This window comes from Bradyrhizobium ottawaense (genome assembly GCF_900099825.1).
GTDB lineage: Bacteria > Pseudomonadota > Alphaproteobacteria > Rhizobiales > Xanthobacteraceae > Bradyrhizobium > Bradyrhizobium ottawaense_A.
Genome location: NZ_LT629693.1, coordinates 2,993,039 through 3,015,680, shown reverse-complemented (window position 1 = coordinate 3,015,680; position 22,642 = coordinate 2,993,039). Strand labels below are relative to the sequence as shown.

Below are 22,642 nucleotides of genomic sequence, written 5' to 3'. Positions count from 1 at the left end.
GTCCCGGTTCAGGGGGTCGCATGAATTTTTCGGAAGCAAAGGTCGACAGGGCCAAAACAGGGATTTGGGGCCTGGACGACATCCTGTCGGGCGGGTTTTCACCTCATCATGTCTTCCTGCTGGAGGGAACTCCCGGAACCGGAAAGACCACGATTGCACTGCAGTTCCTGATGGAAGGCGCGCGAGCGGGTGAGAAGTGCCTTTACATCACCCTTTCCGAGACCGAGCATGAGCTGCGTGACGGCGCCGCTTCGCACGGCTGGTCGCTGGACGAGAAAATCGAAGTGTTCGAACTGCTGCCGCCGGAGAGCCTGCTCGATTCGGATCAGCAACAGAGCCTGCTCTATTCATCCGATCTCGAACTCGGCGAAACCACCAAGCAGATATTCGAGGCGGTCGAGAAGGCGCAACCGAGTCGCGTGGTGCTGGACAGCCTTTCGGAAATCAGGTTGCTGGCGCAGAGTTCGTTGCGGTATCGCCGGCAAATTCTGGCTCTCAAGCATTATTTCGCGAAGTTCGGCACCACAGTTCTGATGCTGGATGATTTGACCACCGAACTTGCCGATAAAACCGTGCACAGCGTTGCGCATGGCGTGGTGCGGCTTGAGGAACTGGCGCCGGCCTACGGCGCGGAGCGGCGTCGTGTGCGCGTCATCAAATATCGCGGCGTGAAATTTCGTGGCGGCTATCATGACGTCACGATTACAACGGACGGCCTGAACGTGTTTCCCCGGCTGGTGGCGTCCGAGTACCGATCCACTTTCGTGCGAAGCACGATGTCGAGTGGCATTGCCGGTCTGGATAGGCTGCTCGGGGGCGGTGTCGAAACTGGATCGAGCACGCTCATTCTCGGACCGGCCGGCACGGGAAAATCGCTCACCGCCATTGTCTTCATCGTGGCTGCCATTGCGCGCGGCGAAAAGGCGGCGTTGTTTGTATTCGACGAAGAGCTTGGGTTGCTGTTTTCGCGTATGAAGGGCCTTGGCATCGATCTCGAAGCGATGCAGCGCCGCGGCCATCTTTTCATCGAGCAGGTCGATGCCGCCGAGCTGTCGCCCGGCGAATTTGCGCACCGCGTTCGCAGGCGGGTCGATGAGGATGACATCAAGACCGTGGTGATCGACAGCCTCAACGGCTATCAGGCCGCCATGCCCGAGGAAAACTCCCTGATCCTGCACATGCATGAATTGCTGCAATATCTCAACCGCCGGGGCGCCGCGACCTTCATGACGGTGGCGCAGCATGGGTTGGTCGGCGACATGAAGGCGCCGGTAGATGTTACCTATCTCGCCGACACCGTCATCCTGCTGCGCTATTTCGAGGCGCTCGGAACCGTGCGGCGCGCTATTTCGATCATCAAGAAACGTACCGGCGTGCACGAGGCGACCATTCGCGAATACCGCATCGACAATCGCGGTCTCACCATTGGCGATCCCCTTGAGGGATTCCAGGGCGTGTTGAGTGGGGTGCCGATCTACATCGGTGCAGACAGGCCGCTACTCGAGGACCTGGACCAGTGAAACCCGGTCCGTCATCCGAACGGGCCGTCATTCTCGCGCCGATGGGCCGTGACGCTGCCGTGGCCGCGGCCCTGATCAAGGAAGCGGGTTATCATGCCAATGTCTGCGGCGATCTGGCCGCATTGCTGCACGAAATCGACGGTGGCGCCGGCTTGGCCGTCATTGCCGACGAGGCGATCAAGACGGCGGATTTGCGCGCGCTCGTGAGCTGGCTCAACGGTCAGCCGCCATGGTCCGATTTTCCATTCGTGCTGCTGACCCATCAGGGCGGAGGTCCCGAGCGCAATCCCGACGCAGACCGGCTCGGGCATGCGCTGGGCAACGTCACCTTCATCGAGCGGCCGTTTCACCCGACCACGCTGGTGAGCATTGTCGGTTCGGCGGTCAGAGGGCGCCGCCGCCAATATCAGGCGCGCGCGATTCTGGCCGATCTCACCGAAAGCGAAGGCCTGCTGCAGACGGCGCTGAACGCCGGGCATCTCGGCACGCTCGAATTGCGCTTGCCGGAGTTCGAGCTCGACCTCTCGGATACCTGCGTCAGCTTTTTCGGACGGAAGTCGGGCGAACCGTTTTCCTTTGGAGATTTGCAGGCGTCGGTTCATCCCGACGACCGCGAGCGGCGGCTTGAGGTGCTGGAGCGGACCATCAGGGAAGGCGGGGATTACCGGATCGAATACCGCAACATCTGGCCGGACGGTTCGGTGCATTGGGTGGACACCCGTGCCCGCGTCGTGCGCCGGCCGGACGGCAGCATCAAGTCCCTGGTTGGCGTCTGCTCCGACATCACCGCGCGCAAGACCGCAGACATCGAGCGCGACAATCTGCTGGGGCAATTGGCAGCAGAGCGCACGGCGTTGGCGGAATTGAGCGCCACGCTCGAACAGCGCGTCGACCAGCGCACCACCGAACTGATGAAGGAGGTTGCTGCCCGCGAAAAGGCGCAGGAACAATTGCGGCAAGCGCAGAAGATGGAGACAATCGGCCAGCTCACCGGCGGCGTCGCGCATGACTTCAACAATCTTCTGATGGCTGTCATGGGCAATCTCGATCTGCTGCGCAAGCGATTGCCGGACGATCCGCGGCTGCATCGCCTGGTCGATGGCGCGTTGCAGGGCGCGGAGCGCGGTGCATCGCTGACCCAGCGGCTGCTGGCCTTTGCGCGCCAGCAGGATTTACGCGCGGTGGCGGTTGACTTGAAAACCCTGATCGATGGCATGACCGATCTGCTCGACCGGTCGCTTGGACCCCGTGTCGTGTTGCGGCGGGATATCCCGGATCAGTTGCCGCCGGCGCGCATCGACGCCAACCAGCTCGAACTCGCCATCCTCAACCTTGCGATCAACGCGCGCGATGCGATGCCGGACGGCGGGTCGATCGACATCAGGGTTGCGGAGTATCGCGCGAAGAAGAGCGACGCGGCGCTGCAGCCGGGCCATTATCTGAAATTGTCCGTTGTCGACACCGGCACCGGCATGACACCCGAGACGCTCAAGCGGGCGGTCGAGCCTTTCTTTTCGTCAAAACCGCTCGGCAAGGGCACCGGCCTTGGGCTGTCGATGGTGCACGGGCTCGCGGTCCAGCTTGGCGGCGCGCTGCAAATGACGAGCACGGTCGGAAAGGGGACCTGCGCGACGCTGGTGCTCCCGGTCGCGACCGCAGCGCCCGAAGTGGAAAGCCCCGCTCCGTCAGCGCCGAAAGCCAAACGCTCGGCAGTGATTCTATTTGTCGATGACGACCCGCTGATTGCGATGTCGACGGCGGAAATGCTGGAAGATCTCGGCCACCACGTGATCGGGGTTAATTCAGGCCTGCACGCGCTCGAAATCCTCCGGAGCGACCAGCCGATCGACCTGATGATGACGGACCATATGATGCCCGGAATGACCGGCCTTGAACTCGTCACGGCGTCGCGCGCCGTCCGCCCCGCGCTGCCGGTCCTGCTGGCGACCGGCTATGCCGAATTGCCGGAGGGCGCACAGCTCGATCTGCCCCGTCTGGCGAAACCCTATCACCAGGACCAGTTGCGCGAACGGCTCGATCAGCTGCTGGGCTAGGAGCCACGCAGTTTTACCCCACCATCCGGTCGCGGCCGGTCCAGAAGCCCGCCTTCAGCACCTTCTTGTCGACCTTGCCGACGCCGGTCATCGGCAGCTCGGTGACGAACTTGATGTGCTTGGGCGCGTGCGTCGAACCCTTGCGCGCCTTGACCAGCGCGATCAGCTCCTCTTCGCTCGGCCGGGCGCCTTCGCGTGGCACGACCACCGCGGTGACCGCTTCGCCCCATTTGTCGTCGGGCACGCCGACCACGGCGACCATCGCGACGTCGGCGTGCTGCGACAGCACATCCTCGACCTCGCGCGGAAAGATGTTGAAGCCGCCGGAGACGATCATGTCCTTCTTGCGGTCGAGGATGAACATGTAGCCGCGCTCGTCCTTGCGCGCGATGTCGCCGGTGTGCAGCCAGCCGCTCTTTAGGGTTTCGGCGGTCTGTTCCGGCCGCTTCCAGTATTCGGCCATCACATGCGTGGCGCGCACGCAGATCTCACCGGCTTCGCCCATCGCGACTTCCTGGTCGTTGTCGTCCAGAATCCTGACCTCGCAGGCCGCGATCGGGAAGCCGCATGACAAAAACAGTTCCGGCGTTTTCGGATCGTGATCGGCCTTGCGCAGCACCGACACCGGATAGCATTCGGTCTGGCCGTAGAGTTGCGAGAACACCGGCCCGATCCGCTCGATGCCTTCGACCAGCCGGCTCGGCGACATCGCGGAAGCGCCATACAGCAGCAGTTCGAGCGAAGAGAGATCGGTCTTGTCGAGCGCGGGATGATCGAGCATGACGTAAATCATGGTCGGCACGAACAGCGTGAAATTGATCTTTTCGCGTTCGATGGTCTTGAACACCGCGTCGGGGTCGAACCCCTTCAGCATGTGCACGGTGCCGCCGCGCATCAGGGTCGGCAGCACCTTGGTGCCGGCAACGTGGCTGATCGGCGCCACCGCGAGATAGCTCGGCGTTGGCGGAATTTCGAAATCGGCCAGGATGGCGTTGGCGAAGCCGCCCAATTCGCGGTGGTGGCGCACTGTGCCCTTGGATTTGCCGGTGGTGCCGCCGGTGTAGTTCAGCGTCGCGATGTCGTCAGGCCCGGCGAACGAGCGCGCGGTGGCGCTGCCGGTCGCCTCGATCGCCGCGAGCAGGTCGGCGCCGTAAGCGGCGGGACCTAGCGTGAACACGGTCTTCAGGCCGGTCGCCTTGGAAGCAAGCTCGCCGCCGCGATCGCGGAAGGTGACGCCGTCGACGATCAGCATCTGCGCTTCGGAATCCTCCAGCTGGAACAACTGGTCGTCCAGCGAACCCATGGGATGCAGCCAGGTGATCGACAGCCGCGCCAATTGCGCGGCGACGCCGGCGCACCAGGTGTCGGCGCGGTTGGCGGTGAGAAAGGCGACGCGGGTGCCGGGCGCAAAGCCGAGCTGCATGAACACGGCCTGCATGCGGCCGATCATGTCGGTCGCGCCCTGATAGGTCAGCGATCCGCCCGGCCAGCTGAACGCCGTGCGCGACGGGTAGCGCGCCAGCGCCCGCAGCGTCTGTTCGCATGTCGTCGGAAATGCGTAGAGCGGGTTGCTCATCCTGATTGCTCCCTTGCGTGCTTTGCCTTTGGCTTTTGGTGTGCCAAGTTCGCGGCGACGCTAGCACAACAAGACTGCTGCTCAAGCCGGGAAGAACACTTTGCCAACAATCGATCCGCTTTCGCGCTTTCGCGACCGCCTCAGCCTGCCGCTGATCGCCGCTCCCATGTTTCTCGTTTCCGGCGTCGAGCTCGTGGTAGCCGCATGCCGCAACGGCGTGATCGGCTCATTCCCGACGGTGAATTGCCGCAGTCCCGAGCAGCTCGACGAATGGCTCAGCGAGATCGAAAGCCGGTTGCGCCGCCATTCCGACGAGACCGGCAAACCCGCAGCGCCGGTTTGCGCGAATTTGATCGTGCATCGCTCCAACGCGCGGCTGGAGCAGGATCTGCAGGTGTTGTTGCGCCACAAGCCGGAGATGGTGATCACGTCGGTGGGATCGCCGGCGCCGGTGCTAAAACCGTTGCACGATGCCGGCGCGATCGTGTTGGCCGACGTCGCCAGCATCCGCCACGCCGAACGCGCGGTGGCTGCCGGCGCCGACGGGCTGGTGCTGCTGACGGCGGGCGCGGGCGGACAGACCGGCTGGCTCAATCCGTTCGTGTTCGTGCGCGCGGTGCGGGCGTTCTTCGACGGGCCGCTAGTGCTCGCCGGCGGCATCAGCGACGGCCACGCGCTGCGCGCCGCCCAGGCGCTCGGCTGCGATCTCGCTTATATGGGCACCAAGTTCATCGCCACCCGCGAAAGCATGGCGGATTCGCGATACAAGGACATGCTGGTTGCCAGCAGCGCCGACGATATTTTGCTAACTACCGCTTTCACCGGCCTGCAGACCAACATGCTGCGGCCCTCGATCGAGGCCGCCGGCCTCGACCCCGACGATCTGCCGGCGCGCGGCGCCATCGACATCGGCAAGGACATCGATATCGGCGCCCGCGAAAACCGCCCCAAGCGCTGGAAGGACATCTGGAGCGGCGGCCACTCGACGTCGGGCGTCACGGAAGTGCTGTCCGTCGACGAGATGATCGCGCGCACTGTGGCGGAGTACCGCGCGGCCGATCTGCGCCTGCGGTAACACGCGTTCAGCGGACGATCCGCCCGAGGATGCGTGCCGCCTGATCGATCTCCTCGTCGTTCCACGCAGCAAAGCCGAGAAACAATCCCTGCTCCGTGGTCTTGTGGAAAAACAAACTCGACAGCGGGCGGCTGACCACGCCGGCCTCGCGAAGCCGTGCCGAAAGACGCTGGTCATTCATTGAGGCGCGGCAGCGGGCCAACAATTGCATGCCGCCGGCGGGCACTTCGACCTTGAGCCGGTCGCCGGCCTCGGTGGCGAGCGCCTGCAGCATGCGGTCGCGCCGTGACTTGTAGAGCCGCGTCATCCGGCGCAGATGCGCGAGGTAGGCGCCGGACGCGATGAACTCCGCCAGCGCGTCCTGCGTCGTGATCGGCGTCAGCAGTCCCATGTGGCGCTGCGCCAGCTCGAACGTGCCGACCAGCGCTTCGGGCACCACGACATAGCCGAGACGAATATCCGCATAGGTCGATTTCGAGAAAGTGCCGAGATAGAAAGTGCGGCCCGAAGGCGCGAGGCCCTGCAGGGCGGCGACGGGACGCGCTTCATAGTGAAACTCGCCGTCATAGTCGTCCTCGATGATGGACGATCCCACAGCGTCGGCGTAACGAATGAGCTCGAGCCGGCGTCCGATCGGCATCATCCGCGCGGTCGGATATTGGTGTGACGGCGTGACGAAGATCAGCCGCGGCGCATGTTTGCGCGCGCGAACCGTGATGCCATGTTCGTCGAGCGGGATCGCCGTGACCACGGCGCCGGCCGCCTGCAACGCGACATGGGCGCCGCCATAGCCAGGGCTTTCGATCCAGGCATGGTCGCCGCGCTCGATGAGTGCGTTGGCGATCATGGCAAGTCCGGCCTGCGCGGTCGGCACGATCAGGATCTGAGAAGGTTGGGCCTTGATGCCGCGATGAACCGCCAGATGCGCAAGCAGGGCTTGCTGCAACGGCGGATGGTTGGCGGACCGGTCGCGGCGTGACAGCGCGTTGCGCGCCGCGCGCCGCAGGCAACGGCTCCACAGATCGTGCGGAAACTCCCGTTCATCGGCGAGCCCGGGCTGGAACGGCCGCGGCCGCGAATCGTAGACCGGCGGCCAGCTCGCCCGCTGCAGTCCGCGCGCCCATAACGATAGCGGCAGCCGCTCGGTCGGCGGGCGGCTGCCTTTTGACGGCCCTTTGCCGCCATCGAGCGACAGGCCGTCGGCGACCTGCGGCCGGCGTCCGGCGGAAAGGCTGACATAGCCTTCGGCCGCGAGTTGTTCGATCGCAAACGAGACGGTGTTGCGCGACAGGTCGAGCGCCTGTGCCAGATGCCGGCTCGACGGCAGGTGCTGGCCCGGCGCGAGACGTCCGCCGGTGATGAGCAGGCGCAACTGGTCGGTGAGCTGACGCATCAGCGTTTCACGACCGTCGCGCGTCAGATGCAGCATTCCGGGTAACAGGTCGTCCATGACTGGCACCCATATCCTTTTCGAACTGGTTCTTTTGTTAGGGCCAGTTTGGGCGCTAGGCAATGCGGGTCGGGACGATGAAGGACGTAGAACGCGAGATGACCGGTGGACTTTCAACCCGCAATGCTGTGGGCCTGCTTGCCCTGGTCGTGCTCGCCTGGGGAACCAATTGGCCGGTGACGAAGCTGATCGTGCACGAGGTGCCGCCGCTATGGTCGACGGCGATCCGCTGCATGATCGCGGCCGCGGCGCTGGCGCCGTTGTTATGGGCGCAAGGCGATTTCATCATTCCGAAGCGCGGCGACATGCCGGTGGTGCTCTGCACCTCGATCCTGCACATGGTAGCGTTTTCCGCGCTGGTCGCGGCCGGGCTGCAATTCGTGCCGGCGGGCAGGGCGATCGTGCTCGGCTATACGACGCCGCTCTGGGTCGCGATCGGGGCTTCGATCTTCCTGTCGGAAGCGATCACCGGCAGACGTGCGATCGGTATCGGCTTCGGCCTCGCCGGCCTTGCCGTGATCTTCAATCCCGCCACCTTGAACTGGAGCGATCATAACGCGCTGTCCGGCAGCGGCCTGATCCTGATCGCGGCGTTCTGCTGGGCCGCCAACATCGTCTATGTCAGGGCGCACCGGTGGATTTCGACGCCGTTTCAACTGGTGTTCTGGCAGGTACTTCTGGCGGCCGCCTTGTTGTCTGTGATCGCAGGGTTCACCGAAGGCGCGCCGCGTATCGTCTGGACCGCGCACCTCACCGCACTGATGCTCTATAGCGGGATCGTCTGCACCGCGTTCGCGCATTGGGCGATGACGATGGTTAACCGCAGCCTGCCGGCCGTCACCACGTCGCTGTGCCTGCTGGCGACGCCGCTGCTCGGGATCGTCAGCGCGACCGTGTTTTTGGGTGAGCCGCTGGAGCCGTCGCTGTTTTTGGCCATGACATTGATCATCGGCGGGATCACGCTCGGCGCGGTCGGCGGCGGCCGGTCGCAACTGGCGGCTGGCGCAAAAGTTTAGTTCGCCACAAAATACCAGTCCTTGTCGTAGCGCACGAGCCGGCTTGGTGGCTTGTCGTCGAATTCGAAGAAGTCTTTGGGGTCGGCGCCGGCGGGCACGTGCAGGAAGCCGGTGAAGGTGTGCTTCAGGCCACGCGAGGTCAGGAACAGCACATAGCTGCCGTTCTCGGCCTGATCGACCACGATGTCGTTACCTCCCGCCGAAACGTTGGCCTCGCCGTTGCCGAGCGCGATCAGGTTTTCGTTAGTAGCGATATTGGGCTTGAGTTCGCCGGCCTCGACGCGGGCGACGATGCGTTCGCGGCTGGCCCGGTGCCAGGCAAAATTCCGCTGCAAGGCGATCTCCTGCAGCGGCGCGTAGACCAGGGCTGCGAGCGTCAGCGCGTAGACCAGGAACGGGCCTGCGAACTTCAGGCCGTGGCTTCGGATGCGCAGCAGCAGCGTCATCGACCACAGGCCGCAGCCGATGAAGGTCAGCGCCGTCAGCGGCACCAGCACCAGCAGGACGAAGCCGGACGGCCAGTCGGCCATCGCCAGTTCGAAGGTCGCGATCCCGAGCGTGACGGCCGAGATGACCAGCGCCGCGATCAGCGCGGCGCGGACCGACGGTCTTGCCTCGGCCGTTGTCGCTGGTGTCGTCATTTTCGTCATTCGGGTGTGTCGCGCCGCCTTTGGCCGTTCGGGTTTAACCGGCCATTAACCAAAACCGCCCCAACAATAGCCCCAGAGGATGGCCCGCCGCCACGGCCGGGCCCGACCGCAATGGATCAGGGGTGCGACATGGACCGTCACTTGGACCTCGATCAGCTTTTCACCAAGACGCCGGCGACCCTCGACGAGATCAGGTGGCGGGTGACGCGCGCGCTCGACCGCCATCCGCTGTGCCGCAACGTCGAATTCGACATCGTCAGCATGCCCCGCACCGGCAAAAGCAACTGGACCATCAGCCTGCGCTCGGTCGCCCCCGACGCGCTGTGGGAGGCTTCCGATATCGTCGCCGATATCCAGGAGGCCTACGATCTCGCCGTCGCGGCCTGATTCGTATCATTTCGGAGCAATTCTCGGCATTTGCCAGCCGTTCTCGCCGTTCAGGCGGCATGGTAAAGCCTTAATTACCATTCAGGTATCGAACAACCGGCAAGGGCGGATGGAGACCTTTTTGACCAGAGCCATGACCATCGTTGCGCTGACCTGCTTTCTCGTGGTCGGCGCCGCCGCCACCAGCATTCTCGGTCGCGACAGCGTGCCCTTGGCGCGCTTCGAACTGGCTTCCGTTTCCCGCTCCGACGCCCCGGTTGCGAACCGGGAAAACAAGAAAGACAAGCTCGCCGTCGTCAGCCAGGCGCTGGCCGCGTTCGAGCAGGTACGGACCGAACCGGGGCAGACCGACCCTGCGCTGAACGAGTCGCTGCGCCGGGCCTATGCATCGACGTCGCCCGCCGATCTCGGAGTGCCGCAGGCGCTCGGAGTGCCGCAGGCGATTGAGCCTTCCGCTTCACCGGCTGCGGCGCCCGCCGCCGTCACCGCCGCCTTGCCGCCGAAGCCGAAGGCTGTCGCCAAGCCGCAGCCGCAGAAGAACTATGCGCTGCTGAGCGACATCCAGATCGCCGGAATCAAGGAGCGGCTGAAGCTTTCGTCCTCGCAGGAATCCTACTGGCCGCCGGTGGAGAACGCGCTGCGCGCCGTCGCCCGCAAGATCCACGCCGGCCGCCAGGCCAATCCCGGTGCGGGCGGTATGCCGATCGACCCCGACGCCGAGGAAGTCCAGCAGTTGAAATCGGCGGCGATGCCGCTGCTGTTCCAGCTCCGCGAAGACCAGAAGAGCGAAGTGCGCTCGCTCGCCCGCATCATCGGGCTGGAAAAAGTAGCCTCCATGATCTGAGGCGCCAGGATCTGAGGTGCGTCGCCGGCCGCAGGCTTCGCCGGTTCCAATTGGCTTCTCCGCTCCATGTTCCCGGAACATCGGTGCCCTCCAGCGCGTTGCCCGCGTGAATCAGGGAGCCGATACCATGCGCACAACGACAGCTTATTTTGCAGGCGTGGGAACCGTGGCGGTAGCGATCGCCGCCGGTCTTGGCGGCGGATTGCTGTTCAGCAACATCGTCGCCCCGCACGAATCCAAATATGCGGCGGAACCGACCAAGCTCGAGCAGCGGATGGGAGCCCGGTCGATACCGGTGACATCGGCGCCGTCGGAACCGACGCCCTATCTAGCCGCCACGCAAGCGGCGGCGACAAATCCGGTGGTCGCAGCCGCGCCGGCGCAGACCGAGCCGCAAACGCCGCCATCACCAACTGTCGCAGCGGCGCCGGCTGACGCGAAGACGGCGGGCAATGCTGCCGCGGCCGAGCAGGTTACGTCCCCACCGCAGGCGCCGGCCGAGCCAGCCGCGCGTGAGCCCGCCGCCTCGCCGCGCGAGGCGGTTGCCAGAGCACGCGACGCCGATATCAAGCGCGCGGCCACCGAGAAGCGGCGCACCGAGCGCCATCAGCAATGGGCCGACAAGCGCCGTGATCGTCAGCCCCGCGAGCAGGAACTGGAGGCGGTCGAGCAGAGCGTCCGGGAAGTGACCGAGCCGCGGCAGGCCTTCATGGCCGAGCCGGCGAGGCTCGATATGCCCAGGATCAGGCTGTTCGGCGAGGAGTGATCGGAGTTTCCCCGTTCAGGGAGCGGTCCCGGCGTGCCGGGTCACACCGTCGATCAGAATATCGAACTCGCGGAGCGCATCCTTCAGCACCTTTTTGGGATGCGGTGACCGCGCGATCTCCATCGCCGCTTCCGACAACGCGCCGAGGATCATATGCGCGAGCATGTCGACCGGCCGCTCGACCATCGCACCGACGTGTTCGACAGCTATGCGCTGCCGGTGCTCGAGGACGATCGCCTCCTGCACGATATCGCCAAGGCGATGCGCTCGGCGTCGGAAACCCATGTGCAGCGCGCCGCCGAGACGCTGATCGCGGACTTCCGCAAACCGGTGCTGATGGCTTGGGCAGCGGAGGATCCGGTGTTTCCGGCGGCGCGTGACCACGCGGCAGTAATGCGGCATCACTGAGTCTTGATGCCCGCCTCTCGAATGACCTTTGCCCATTTGGCGCCTTCGGTCCTGAACAGGGCAGCAGCCTCGTCAGGCGTATTGCCGACCGCCACGAAGCCAAGCGTCGCCATTTTCTCCATGATGTCAGGCAGCGCGATGATCTTGACGATCTCGCGGTGAAGCAGCGTGGTAATCTCCTTCGGCGCTCCGGCCGGAACGATGAACGCAAACCATCCCTCGCCCTCTACATCAGGATAGCCGGCCTCCGCCATGCTGGGCACCTCCGGCAGTGCCTGCGACCGCAGCTTGCTCGTCACAGCCAGCGCGCGCAGCTTGCCCTCGTTGATCTGCGGCACGGCCGGTGGCAACGAGGTGAAGGCAATGGGTGTATGCCCCGCGAGCGTCGAGCCGACCGCCAAGCCAGCGCTGTTGAAGGGCACATGGACAAGGTCGAGGCCGAGCGACAGACGGAAGTGCTCGCCGATGAGATGTGGCGGTGTCCCGGTCCCCGGAGAAGCGAAGCTGTATTTGGCGGGACCGGATTTGATCAATGCAACGAGATCCTTGACAGTTCGGACTGCCAGTGACGGATGGACCGTGAGCACCGTGGGCGAGGTGACTGCAATCGTGACCGGGTCGAAGTCCTTGTAGGGATCGTAGGGTACCGTGTCGTACATCGCCGGGTTGACGACGATGTTCGGCGGAACCACAAGGACGGTGTAACCGTCGGGTGCCGCTCTCGCTCCTTGACCGATGCCGATATTGCCTCCGGCACCTCCGATGTTCTCGACGTAGAACGCTTTTCCGAGATGGTCGGACAATTTTTGCGCGATGAGGCGCGCCAGGATGTCGGTCGGACCGGCGGCTGCGTAAGGAACGATCACCCGCACCGGCCGCGTCGGATACGTTTGCGCCGACGCAGCCGTCGCTAGAACAGGCGCGAAGGCCGCTCCCGCGGAGAGCTGTAGAAATTGCCGGCGCATAAGTTTCATGACGGCCGTCCGAACTGTCGGGAAACGCCGCGTTAGGATACCACCCCCAAGAAAGACGAGATATAATATAGATCAAGGGAAATTCATATTGAATTGGATATGGCAATGGAGTTGAGACATCTCCGGTATTTCATCGCCGTCGCAGAGGAGGGACACATCACGCGAGCCGCCGAGCGGCTCGGCATGCAGCAGCCGCCGCTCAGCCAACGGATCAAGGCGATCGAGCGCGAACTTGACGTTCAGCTCTTTCGCCGCAAGGCGCGCGGTGTCGAGTTGACCGAAGCCGGCCGCGTCTTCCTGGACCATGCGCGCGCGATGCTCGCGCAAAACGAGCGAGCCATCGAATCAACACGGCGCACGGCGCGAGGCGAGCAGGGCCGGCTTTGCGTGGGCGTTACGCCCACCGGTCCATTTCATCCGTTCGTGCCGCGTGTCGTCCGCGCGTTCCGGGAGGCCTTCCCGCTGGTGAGCCTGACATTGGAGGAGTGCCTCAGCCCGGAACTCCTCAAACGGCTCCGAAACGAGCAGATGGACGCAGCCTTTCTACGAACGCCCATGGCCGAGCCGGAGCACCTTGTCATCGCCCCCTTGATCGAGGAACCGATGGTGGTGGCCTTGCCCAACGCTCATGTGCTGGCCCAGAACGACGGCGCGGCATTGTCATTGAAAGACCTCGCCGGCGAAACCTTCATCGTCTATGCGCGCCAACATGGGCCGGGACTGTTTGATGCGACCACTGCGGCATGCCTCAAGGCAGGCTTCAGCCCACGCCTCGGCCAGGAAGCGCCTCGCATCACATCGGCGCTGAGTCTCGTCGCTGCCGGACTTGGCATTTCTGTCGTGCCGGCTTCGATGCAGCGAATGGCGATGGATGGTGTAGCTTACCGTCGGCTCAAGGGCGCCGCGCAACCGAAGGCCGTTCTGACTCTCGCATCGCGCCGCGGCGACCCCTCAGCGGTGGTTCGTAACTTCTTGAGCCTGGTCAGGCGAACTGCGAAAAACTTTCACGCCGATTCAGAAAAAGCGGCATAGCCCGAACGGCGGCGCTCACAATGGCGTAACCATTTTCACGGCGTCGGGCCGAAATTGATTATTGGCTTACATGGCCGCGCGATCGCTGCCCGTGCCCGGCCAAACTAATGAAAATTATGATTCGCCGGCATGATATATGCAAGCTCGCTGTTTCGCCCCTCGGAGTGCCAATCCTGGCAACAATACGCGGTGATATGCCTATGATTGAAACCCTGATCACGCGTTTGCCCAAATGCGAACTGCACATTCACATCGAGGGCAGCCTCGAGCCGGAACTGATGTTTGCGCTGGCGCGCCGCAACGGCATTTCGCTGCCCTATGCGTCGGTCGAGGCGCTGCGCCGGGCCTACCGGTTTTCGAAGCTGCAGGATTTCCTCGACATCTATTATCAGGGCATGTCCGTGTTGATCACGGAGCAGGATTTCTACGATCTGGCCTGGGCCTATCTGGAGCGGGCGCGCGCCGACAATCTCGTGCATGTCGAAATGTTCTTCGATCCGCAGGGCCACACCTCCAGGGGCGTTGCCTTCTCCACCGTGATCAATGGTCTGCATCGCGCCATCGTCGATGCCGAGAAAACGCTGGGCATCCGCGCCAGCCTGATCATGTGCTTCCTGCGCCACCTCGACGAGGCCGATGCGGAGAAGACGCTGGATGCCGCGTTGCCGTTCAGGGATCGCATCGTCGGCGTCGGCCTCGATTCGTCGGAAGCCGGACATCCGCCGAGCAAGTTCAAGCGCGTCTTCAACCGCGCCCGCGAGGCCGGTTTCTTCCTGTCGGCGCACGCCGGCGAGGAGGGGCCGCCGGAGTACATCTGGGAAGCGCTCGACGTGCTCGGCGTCGCCCGCATCGATCACGGCATCCGCTCGATGGAAGACCAGGTGCTGGTCGGAAGGCTGGCGCGGGACAAGACCGCGCTGACCGTGTGCCCGCTGTCCAATTTACGATTGAAGGTGGTCGACGACCTCGCCAAACACCCGCTGCGGCGGATGCTGGACAAGGGATTGATGGTGACCGTCAACTCCGACGACCCGGCCTATTTCGGCGGTTACGTGAACCAGAATCTCCGCGCGGTGTCGGACGCGTTGGGACTCGGTCGCGACGAGATCGTCGCGATCGTTCGCAACGGAATTGAGGCGTCGCTGATGACGGCGGACGAGAAGAGCAAGGCGTTTGCGGAGATCGAGCGGGTGGTAGATGAGGTGAACCTCTAGCGTGGCTGCGCCACGCGAAGCCGAACGGGCGAAGCGTGGTGCCCCTGGCCGGAATCGAACACGAAGCGATCCGGCTAAGCCCGTCATCTCAATGAAAAATGCGCCCCGCGTCGATGACGACCGTCTGGCCGGTCATGGTCTCGGTGCGGCACATGGCGACCACCATGTCGGCGCAGTCGTCCTTGTCGGCGGGCTTCTTCAGCAGCGAGCTCGACGCGGAGCGTTCAACCTGCTCGGGCCGGAGATTGGCTGTCGCGCGGGTGCCGTCCAGCAGGCCCGGCGCCACGCAGTTGACGAGCGTCTCGGGCGCCAGTGCCACCGCCATGCAGCGGGTCAGATGAATGAGCCCCGCCTTCGACACGGCATAGGCGATGGAAGAGCCGGTTGGGCTGAGCCCTGCGACCGAAGCGATGTTGACGATGCGGCCTCGCCCCTGGGCCTTCATGACAGGGGCTACCGCCTTGGTCAGGCGCATCGGCCCCGTCAGGTTGGTGGCCATGATCTTTTCCCATACCTCAACCGTCAGGTTGTCGAGATCGCCAAAGGGGATCGAAACGTTGTAAGCGGCGTCATTGATCAGAATATCGAGACGGCCGAAGGCCTGGGTTATCTCGCCGATTAACCGATCTACCGCCGCGTCGTCGGTGATGTCACAGGCGAAAGCCCGGGCGTTGACTTGATAACGCGACGTCAGTTCGCGAGCTACGCCTTCCGCCTGGTCGCGGCTGCGCGCGTACATCACAGCGACATGGGCGCCCTCCCGCGCGAGCGCATGGCAGATGCGCTGTCCCAGCCCGCCATTGCCGCCTGTCACCAGTGCAACTGCACCTTTCAGATCCATCGCGTCCATCCCGTCATTCAAATGCGCTGTCCTCGCAAAGAACAGTCGAGTTATAATTTTCATTGGAGCACGGAAATTGCAGAAGCGATAGCGCAGGGGGGGGGGGACTGCTGATTGCTGATCAGGACAAGTGGGCGATTGAAAAGCGGATGAGGCGTCGTCAGTCCGTCTTCGCCAAGAGGCTTCGCCGGACACGCTTCGCTCTTTCGGCCTAGCGTGGCTGCGCCACGCGAAGCCCGAAAGGGCGAAGCGTGGTGCCTGGCCGGAATCGAGCTGCTCTGTAAGCGATTGATACTAAGCTTGGATTTGTAAGCGTTGATTGCTCTACTCACAGACGTACTCACACATTTGACGCTCTTTGGCGAGACGCAATGTGGCGCTATGAGACGCCGCGCTACCGCCTCGGCATGTCCGTTGTTTGGGGTAGACCGGAGTGCGCCGGGAGACCGGCAAGGAGTAGATGGTGGAAGTCCATCACGATGAAGGAGTAGCGAACCGCATCGACCCCGAGTCATGCGCAGATGCCCGCGAGGGCCTCGGCGAAGCGTTGACAGGGAAGCGCATAGGCCAGCCATTGAGCCGCGAAAGTACCCTCATTCTGGGTGCCGACGTCGTTCCGGTGACGGAAGGCAACACGGATGGGCGCGATAACGCGAGCGCCCAGACGGCCCGGCGTGGTCTTAGACACTGGCATGTGCGCACGCTCTTGCTTGGGAACCGGGAGATCTCATGGTCGGCCAGCACCAGTATGCGTGCTGCACTGGCCCGCGTCGGGAAGGCGAGGAGCCGTAGCCGATGATGTACGATCATGAGAAGTCTGACCCCGCCATAGTAGCTGTGAAGCCAACGAACAAAGCCGGGCAACCGGCTGTGGAGTTGGTGGAGCCAAGGGCGGGGGCCGAGGGGAATGTGCGTCAGCAAAGCACGGGCCGGGCACAGTACCGGGGAACCGTGTCACAGGCGCTGGAGCGCATACGGCAAGCCGCAAGGCAAAGGAAGAAGGAGAAGTTCACCGCGCTCTTCCATCACGTCAGTATTGACCATCTCGCAGAGGCATTCTCTGAACTCAAGGGGAATGCTGCAGCTGGAGTGGATGGGCTGACATGTCGGGATTACGAGCAGCACCTTGAGCGCAATCTTGAGGACCTGCATGCTCGCGTCCATCGGGGAGCGTATCGGGCACTACCGTCGCGGCGGGTTTACATACCCAAACCGGATGGTCGGCAACGCCCGATCGCGGTCGCCGCCCTTGAGGACAAGATCGTCCAGAGGGCTACGGCTGCGGTGCTGAGCGCGATCTACGAGGAAGATTTCCTCGGGTTCTCGTATGGGTTCCGGCCCGGACGCAGCACGCACGATGCGATGGATGCGCTCATGGTCGGGATCACCAGCACAAAGGTGAACTGGATACTGGACGCCGACATCCGCTCGTTCTTCGACACGGTGAGCCAGGAATGGCTCATCAGGTTTGTGGAACATCGCGTCGGCGACCGACGTATCATCCGCCTGATCCAGAAATGGCTCAAGGCAGGCGTCCTGGAAGACGGAATCGTGACGGTCAGTGACAAGGGGACCGGGCAGGGATCGGTGATCTCACCGCTTCTGGCCAATCTCTACTTACACTACGTTTTCGATCTCTGGGCCGAGCGCTGGCGACGGCGTGAGGCAGCGGGCAATATGATCATCGTGCGCTACGCCGACGACCTCATTGTTGGCTTCGAGCACGAGACCGACGCCCGTCGCTTCCTCGACGAGATGCGTAAGCGGTTACAGGAGTTTGCACTGTCGCTTCATTCGGAGAAGACCCGGCTGATCGAGTTTGGACGCTTCGCGGTGGAAAACCGCAAGCGGTGCGGGCTCGGTAAACCGGAGACCTTCACCTTCCTGGGCTTCACCTTTATCTGCAGCAAGACTCGTCGGGGTAAATTCCAAATCAAACGAAAGTCCCGGCGCGATCGCATGCAGGCAAAGTTGCAAGCCATCAAACAGGAACTGCGACGGAGCATGCATCAGCCGATTCCCCAGCAGGGAAGATGGTTGCAGCAGGTCGTCACCGGTTACTTCAACTACCACGCGGTGCCGACAAACAGTTCGTCACTGTCCGCGTTCCTATTCCACGTTACCAATCTCTGGCGGCGAACGCTGCAGTGGCGGAGCCAAAAAGATGGGATGACCTGGGAGCGGATCAAGCGGTTGGCCGACCACTGGCTCCCGAAACCGCGAATCCTTCATCCGTGGCCAGAGAGTCGCTTCGCCGTCAGACACCCAAGGTGGGAGCCGTATGCCCGAATTGGGCCCGTACGGATCTGTGCGGGGGGCGCGAGGTAACTCGCGTCCCTACCGCGAAAGTGGCCGTCGGAACCGATGACCCATCCGCGAGATTGGCCCGGATACACGCAGGATGGTTGCAACTCGCTCTTTCAATAAGCGGAGACATTCTGATCAGAATGAAATGATGATAGGGAAAATTCCTTGGTGCCCCTGGCCGGAATCGAACCAGCACTCCTTGCGGAACTCGATTTTGAGTCGAGCGCGTCTACCAATTCCGCCACAGGGGCCTCCGGGCGCCGGCCCTGGGGGCCGGTGTCGCGAAGCGGGCGGAATATAGCTGTAGGCTCTCGCGGGTCAACCCGCGCGGATGTGATTGTTCCCTGCCTCGACAGTGCCGCGTCTGCGGGATAGGACCATTTTGCAGGAGAAAAGCCCGTGACATCCTATGCCACCGCACATCCGTCGCATCCGCGCCTTTCCGCCAATCCCGCGCTGGTGGCCGCGCTGGCGGTGGCGCTGATTGCCGCGGCGACCCTGGCGGGCGCCTGGTTCTTCCAACTGGTGCTCGGCATCGTGCCCTGTCCGCTCTGCCTCGAACAGCGCTACGCCTATTACCTGGCGGTCCCGCTCGGCCTTTTGGTCGCCTTCGTGGCCTCGCGCGAGGCGCCGCGCCCGGTGCTGCTGGCGGGTCTCGCTTTGCTCGTGGTCGCGGCGCTCGCCAATGCCTGGCTCGGCACCTACCACGCCGGTGTCGAATGGAAGTTCTGGCAGGGCCCCACCGATTGCACCGGCCCGGTCGGCAATTTCGGCAGCGCCGGCAGCCTGCTCGATCGCCTCGACACCGTGAAGGTGATCCGTTGCGACGAGGTGCAGTGGCGTTTTCTCGGCCTCTCGCTCGCCGGCTACAACGTGCTGATCTCGCTGCTGATGGCCGCGATCGCGGCGTGGGGCCTGGTTTCGACGAAGCGGGCGTAGATTGTTTCGGCCGCCGAGTCGCCTCCTCGCGCAAGGACGATGTTGAGCGAGCGGGTGCGACAAATCAACCCGACGGGCAAATCACCAAAAGTCTGTCCAGCCCTTTGCGCAAAAATATTCCGCTTTTCCCGTCGCGCAAATCAACCGTAGGACTCCCGCCATCCTGTCCCACCAGAGGGGCGTAGGCCATCGTCGCAAACGCGGGGCAGGGAGCGGTGGACGCGGCAGCACGCGAGACGAACGAGCTGCAGCGTACGGCGAAATCGTTTGGGTCCGACGCCCCGGTGCTGGCGTCAAGTTGGCGGAAGCGAAAGCCCACGCTGACGATGGTGGCAAGAAAGCCGGTCACCAGGACGAACTCGTATAAGCCGTAAAGCCATTGCGCGGGGAAGGCCGGAGTGTTTCCGCTGAACCTGTATGCTCGTGTGCAGTTTTGTTTTGTGCCATCGCACGCGAGACCGCGGGTGCAGCGCGCACCCGGTCTTCCCTGCGCCCTCTGATTTCTGAGAGGGCCAACGAAATGCAAAACTCCGGGCGCATCGCGCCGCGAGATGGCGAAGTCGTATTCATTTTCGTAGCCCGGATGAGCGAAGCGATATCCGGGAAAACTCGCACGCCGTCCCGGATGTCGCTGCGCTCATCCGGGCTACAAGAGCGAGCCCCCTTCAATCGTCGACATCTTCCTGCGGCCGTCCGAACAGATGGACGATGCCGGGGGTCGTGATCGAGACGAACACGAAACGGGAGAGGTGATGGGCGCCGACGAAGATCGGGTCGATGTGCAGGGTCAGCGCCAGCGCCAGCATGGCGTCCATCGCGCCCGGCGCGAACGCCACCACGACGTCGGCGAAGCGGACATGCGTGGTCAGCACGATGACGGCGACGAAGATCGCCGAGATCACGATCGCGACCGCAAACGAACCGAGCCCGGCATTGACATGCTTGAGCAGGGTCGAGATTCGCATTCGCGCGAAGCGCGAGCCGATCAGGGCGCCGATGCCGACCAGGGCTATGTTGCGGATCCAGTTCGGCAGGCCGCCCTCGATCAGCGCGGTGCCGTGCAGCACGCTGGAGGCGATCATCGCGCCGAACATCCAGCTCGCCGGAAATTTCGCCAGCCGCAGCAGCAGCGCTACTCCGACCGAAGCCGCGATCAGGGCGGCGAGTTCGAGCGGCGAGGCGGTGGCCGTGCCGAAGACCGGCGAGGGCTGTGCCGAGATCCCGCTCAGCGCCACCAGCAGCGGCAGCGCCGCGGTCAGGATGATCACGCGCATGGTCTGCACCACGGCGATCCCGGCGACATCCGCGCCCTTCTCGACGGCGAGAATGGTGATTTGCGACAGCGCGCCCGGGCTGCCGGCCAGCAGCGCCGAGGTCGAGTCCCAGCCGTGAACGCGCTGCAGGTAAAGACTGCTGCCGAAGGTCGAGCAGAAGGTGGCGAGCGCGAGGAGCCCAATGGTCAGCGGATAGGAGCTGACATGCTGGATCAGTTGCCGCGACACCAGCGAGCCCAGCGATATCCCGAGCAGCACCAGCACGGTCTGGGTCAGCAGCGGCGGCACCGCGAGCGGCCGTCCGGCCAGTGCTGCGATGCCGACCGCAGTCATCGCGCCCGAGATCAGCCCGCCCGGCAGGCCTGCCCACAAAAACAGCAGACCGCCCGTCGCGCCGATCAAAAGCGTCTCGAGGGTCGACAGCAGTCTGGCGCGGTCGGGAAGGGCGACCGCCTTCAATGCGGGGATCAGGTTCACGCCACCTTATGGCAAATCCGCCGTGGCGGGACAAATGCGCGAACGCGGTGCAGCAATGCGCACCGCGTCGCGAGAAACCCTCACCCTCCAGGGGAGGGTGAGGGGAGGGTAAACTCAGCTACTTCGCGGCCGGCTTGTCGGCCTTGGCGGCGGTGGCCTTGCATTCCGAACGGAATTTCTTGCGTTCCTTGCCTTTCAAGCCCTTGGCGTCGGCTTCCTTCGAGCATTCGAGCGAGGCCGCGGTGCGGGGCTTCTCGGCCTTCTTTTCCGCCGGCGCCTTGGTGTCGGCCTTGGGTGCCTCGGTCTTGGCGGGGGCGGTGGTCTGTGCCGAGGCGGCGCCCATCAGCAGCAGCGAAGCGACGGCGGTCGCGGTGGCAAAGGCAGAAATCTTGGTCATGGGGGTACCTCGGTTTGAAACAAGGCGGCAACCGTCGCGCCGCAATGCTGAACCGCAAATGAATGGATCGGGGCATAGGGCGTTTTCGTCGCCACAATATTTTGAGCGCCGGATCGTCCGGCGCGTTGTCGCAAGTTCCGGGTGCGCTAGGATGGGAGGTGCAGATGACTGTCCCAAGGAGACCAAGGATGACCATTCAAGCCAAGATATTGTGTGCAGTTGCGGTGTCGGGTTTTGTTGCATTTGCGGCGACGTCACCGGTGCAGGCCCTGACCACGCAGGAATGCAGCGCGAAATACCAGGCTGCCAAGACCGCCGGCACGCTCGCCGGCCAGAAGTGGAACGACTTCCGCAAAGCCAATTGCGGTGCGGACGCGACAGCGACCCCCGCGGCTGCGCCCGCCGCCGCTCCGGCGCCTGCTCCCGCGCCGAAGGAAGCCAAGAAGGAAGCCGCACCTGCGGCGGCTCCGGCCGCGCCGTCCGGACCGGCCGTGTTTCCGAGCGCGGTGGATCCGAAATACGCCAAGGAAACCGCCGGCAAGGGCCGCATGCATACCTGCGTCGACCAGTACAACGCCAACAAGGCGACCGGCGGCAATGGCGGCATGAAGTGGATCCAGAAAGGCGGCGGCTATTACAGCGAGTGCAACAAGAAGCTGAAGCCTGCCGCCTAAGCCGCACGCTCACGCATCCAGGCGCGGCCGGATCAACCCTTCGGCCGCGCTTTTATGCTTGGCGCATGATCTTATCGCCAAACCGCTCACACCCCGGGTCAAGCCCGAGGGCATGCTTTGGCGGATCATGCGCTGTCTTCCTCGATCAGCTTCTCGGCGGACTTCGCCACCAGCTGCGCGCGCTTGCGCGGGCCCCGCTCGAGGAACAGCAGGCTCTGGCCGAAGATGAAGCAGTAGAACAGGAACGCCTGCGCGTCGGCTTCCTCAGCCTTCAGGCCGGTGGCGCGATAGAGCTGCCCGACATTCTTCAGGCGCGCGGCGTCGACCCCGGCGACGGCCGTGGCAGCCACCTCGTCGGAGCGGGCCCATTGCCGGATCGCGAGCTCGATCCCCATGCCTTCGGTGTTCATGCGCTCCGAATAGAGCGCGATCAGCGCCTTCAGCCGTTCGCGCGCGTTGGTGCCGTCGAGGCTGGTCTGCTGTTCGATCGCGGCGATGCGCCCCTCGCGCCAGCTTTCCAGCATGGCTTCGAGCAGCGCCGCGCGGTCGCGGAAGCGCCGATAGAAGCCGCCTTTGGTGACGCCGAGGTTTTTCGCCAGCACCTCCACCCGCACGCCCTCGACGCCGGAGCGGGCGATTTCGGCAAAACCGGCCTCGATCCAAGTCACTGTCCGCGTCTCCGTCCGCGTATCGGCCCTGCTGCCGGTCATGGTTCGCCCTCACTGACTCTTGATACGGTACCGTATTGCTAGCCCGCAACGGCCCTG

At 63.9% G+C, this 22,642-nt stretch carries 22 protein-coding genes and 1 tRNA gene; 13 read left to right on the top strand and 10 right to left on the bottom strand.

Going from position 1 to position 22,642, the window contains the following annotated elements:
- Positions 1-20 precede the first annotated feature (20 nt).
- Together BLR13_RS14075 and BLR13_RS14070 are read left to right on the top strand one after the other, a co-directional pair.
- Positions 21-1,520 carry an ATPase domain-containing protein gene (locus BLR13_RS14075; RefSeq protein WP_074823025.1) on the top strand — a complete coding sequence of 500 codons (1,500 nt, stop codon included), beginning with the start codon at positions 21-23 and terminating at the stop codon, positions 1,518-1,520.
- The gene (locus BLR13_RS14070; RefSeq protein WP_074823028.1) at positions 1,517-3,574 is read left to right on the top strand and encodes a hybrid sensor histidine kinase/response regulator; all 2,058 of its coding nucleotides are present in this window, start codon (positions 1,517-1,519) and stop codon (positions 3,572-3,574) included. The genes BLR13_RS14075 and BLR13_RS14070 overlap by 4 nt, the downstream gene beginning before the upstream one ends.
- Before the next feature lie 13 nt (positions 3,575-3,587).
- Here BLR13_RS14070 and BLR13_RS14065 read toward each other — a convergent pair whose 3' ends face one another.
- Positions 3,588-5,150: an AMP-binding protein gene (locus BLR13_RS14065; protein WP_074823030.1), complete on the bottom strand. Its 1,563-nt coding sequence runs from the start codon at positions 5,148-5,150 to the stop codon at positions 3,588-3,590.
- Between the two features lie 100 nt (positions 5,151-5,250).
- Between BLR13_RS14065 and BLR13_RS14060 the strand changes: the two genes are divergently transcribed.
- The gene (locus BLR13_RS14060) at positions 5,251-6,225 is read left to right on the top strand and encodes an NAD(P)H-dependent flavin oxidoreductase (protein ID WP_074823032.1); all 975 of its coding nucleotides are present in this window, start codon (positions 5,251-5,253) and stop codon (positions 6,223-6,225) included.
- A 7-nt stretch (positions 6,226-6,232) separates the two neighbouring features.
- Here the strand turns inward: BLR13_RS14060 and BLR13_RS14055 are convergent, their stop codons facing one another.
- A complete protein-coding gene (locus BLR13_RS14055; protein ID WP_091976488.1) occupies positions 6,233-7,675 on the bottom strand; it encodes a PLP-dependent aminotransferase family protein in 1,443 nt (480 codons plus the stop codon).
- A gap of 77 nt (positions 7,676-7,752) precedes the next feature.
- On the opposite strand from BLR13_RS14055, the gene BLR13_RS14050 reads away from it, so the two are divergent.
- Positions 7,753-8,691 carry a DMT family transporter gene (locus BLR13_RS14050; RefSeq protein WP_244525175.1) on the top strand — a complete coding sequence of 313 codons (939 nt, stop codon included), beginning with the start codon at positions 7,753-7,755 and terminating at the stop codon, positions 8,689-8,691.
- On the opposite strand, the gene BLR13_RS14045 is transcribed toward BLR13_RS14050, so the two are convergent.
- Positions 8,688-9,332, bottom strand: coding sequence for a hypothetical protein (locus tag BLR13_RS14045; protein ID WP_079586346.1), 645 nt, complete (start codon positions 9,330-9,332; stop codon positions 8,688-8,690). The genes BLR13_RS14050 and BLR13_RS14045 overlap by 4 nt on opposite strands.
- Before the next feature lie 150 nt (positions 9,333-9,482).
- Between BLR13_RS14045 and BLR13_RS14040 the strand changes: the two genes are divergently transcribed.
- The 3 genes from BLR13_RS14040 to BLR13_RS14030 all read left to right on the top strand — a co-directional run bounded on the left by BLR13_RS14040 (position 9,483) and on the right by BLR13_RS14030 (position 11,338).
- Entirely contained in the window at positions 9,483-9,728 is a 246-nt protein-coding gene (locus tag BLR13_RS14040; RefSeq protein ID WP_074831542.1) for a hypothetical protein, read from the top strand.
- 121 nt (positions 9,729-9,849) lie between these two features.
- Positions 9,850-10,572 carry a hypothetical protein gene (locus tag BLR13_RS14035; protein ID WP_074831543.1) on the top strand — a complete coding sequence of 241 codons (723 nt, stop codon included), beginning with the start codon at positions 9,850-9,852 and terminating at the stop codon, positions 10,570-10,572.
- A gap of 127 nt (positions 10,573-10,699) precedes the next feature.
- A complete protein-coding gene (locus tag BLR13_RS14030; protein WP_074831545.1) occupies positions 10,700-11,338 on the top strand; it encodes a hypothetical protein in 639 nt (212 codons plus the stop codon).
- Between the two features lie 15 nt (positions 11,339-11,353).
- Here BLR13_RS14030 and BLR13_RS40130 read toward each other — a convergent pair whose 3' ends face one another.
- The gene (locus BLR13_RS40130; protein WP_157793699.1) at positions 11,354-11,503 is read right to left on the bottom strand and encodes a hypothetical protein; all 150 of its coding nucleotides are present in this window, start codon (positions 11,501-11,503) and stop codon (positions 11,354-11,356) included.
- On the opposite strand from BLR13_RS40130, the gene BLR13_RS14025 reads away from it, so the two are divergent.
- The gene (locus tag BLR13_RS14025) at positions 11,492-11,746 is read left to right on the top strand and encodes a hypothetical protein (RefSeq protein WP_074823039.1); all 255 of its coding nucleotides are present in this window, start codon (positions 11,492-11,494) and stop codon (positions 11,744-11,746) included. The two genes, BLR13_RS40130 and BLR13_RS14025, sit on opposite strands and share 12 nt — an antisense overlap.
- Here the strand turns inward: BLR13_RS14025 and BLR13_RS14020 are convergent.
- The gene (locus tag BLR13_RS14020) at positions 11,740-12,720 is read right to left on the bottom strand and encodes a Bug family tripartite tricarboxylate transporter substrate binding protein (protein ID WP_074823042.1); all 981 of its coding nucleotides are present in this window, start codon (positions 12,718-12,720) and stop codon (positions 11,740-11,742) included. The two genes, BLR13_RS14025 and BLR13_RS14020, sit on opposite strands and share 7 nt — an antisense overlap.
- Before the next feature lie 105 nt (positions 12,721-12,825).
- Here BLR13_RS14020 and BLR13_RS14015 point away from each other — a divergent pair, with 105 nt between their 5' ends.
- Positions 12,826-13,752 carry a LysR substrate-binding domain-containing protein gene (locus BLR13_RS14015; RefSeq protein WP_197679550.1) on the top strand — a complete coding sequence of 309 codons (927 nt, stop codon included), beginning with the start codon at positions 12,826-12,828 and terminating at the stop codon, positions 13,750-13,752.
- A 200-nt stretch (positions 13,753-13,952) separates the two neighbouring features.
- A complete protein-coding gene (locus BLR13_RS14010; RefSeq protein ID WP_197679549.1) occupies positions 13,953-14,966 on the top strand; it encodes an adenosine deaminase in 1,014 nt (337 codons plus the stop codon).
- Between the two features lie 88 nt (positions 14,967-15,054).
- Here the strand turns inward: BLR13_RS14010 and BLR13_RS14005 are convergent, their stop codons facing one another.
- Positions 15,055-15,807, bottom strand: a complete 753-nt coding sequence (locus tag BLR13_RS14005; protein WP_074831546.1) for an SDR family NAD(P)-dependent oxidoreductase — start codon at positions 15,805-15,807, stop codon at positions 15,055-15,057.
- A 795-nt stretch (positions 15,808-16,602) separates the two neighbouring features.
- Here BLR13_RS14005 and ltrA point away from each other — a divergent pair.
- Positions 16,603-18,135: a group II intron reverse transcriptase/maturase gene (gene ltrA / locus BLR13_RS13995; RefSeq protein WP_171944961.1), complete on the top strand. Its 1,533-nt coding sequence runs from the start codon at positions 16,603-16,605 to the stop codon at positions 18,133-18,135.
- Between the two features lie 145 nt (positions 18,136-18,280).
- Here the strand turns inward: ltrA and BLR13_RS13990 are convergent.
- Positions 18,281-18,365: transfer RNA gene (locus BLR13_RS13990), tRNA-Leu, on the bottom strand.
- 148 nt (positions 18,366-18,513) lie between these two features.
- Between BLR13_RS13990 and BLR13_RS13985 the strand changes: the two genes are divergently transcribed.
- Complete coding sequence (locus tag BLR13_RS13985; protein WP_074823051.1) at positions 18,514-19,053, top strand: disulfide bond formation protein B; 540 nt, start codon at positions 18,514-18,516, stop codon at positions 19,051-19,053.
- Between the two features lie 665 nt (positions 19,054-19,718).
- Here BLR13_RS13985 and BLR13_RS13975 read toward each other — a convergent pair.
- Together BLR13_RS13975 and BLR13_RS13970 are read right to left on the bottom strand one after the other, a co-directional pair.
- Entirely contained in the window at positions 19,719-20,804 is a 1,086-nt protein-coding gene (locus tag BLR13_RS13975; RefSeq protein ID WP_074823054.1) for an AbrB family transcriptional regulator, read from the bottom strand.
- A 118-nt stretch (positions 20,805-20,922) separates the two neighbouring features.
- Entirely contained in the window at positions 20,923-21,201 is a 279-nt protein-coding gene (locus BLR13_RS13970; protein ID WP_074823056.1) for a PsiF family protein, read from the bottom strand.
- 188 nt (positions 21,202-21,389) lie between these two features.
- Here BLR13_RS13970 and BLR13_RS13965 point away from each other — a divergent pair, with 188 nt between their 5' ends.
- Entirely contained in the window at positions 21,390-21,875 is a 486-nt protein-coding gene (locus BLR13_RS13965) for a hypothetical protein (RefSeq protein WP_074823059.1), read from the top strand.
- A gap of 125 nt (positions 21,876-22,000) precedes the next feature.
- Here the strand turns inward: BLR13_RS13965 and BLR13_RS13960 are convergent, their stop codons facing one another.
- Entirely contained in the window at positions 22,001-22,585 is a 585-nt protein-coding gene (locus BLR13_RS13960; RefSeq protein ID WP_074823062.1) for a TetR/AcrR family transcriptional regulator, read from the bottom strand.
- Between the last annotated feature and the right edge of the window lie 57 nt (positions 22,586-22,642).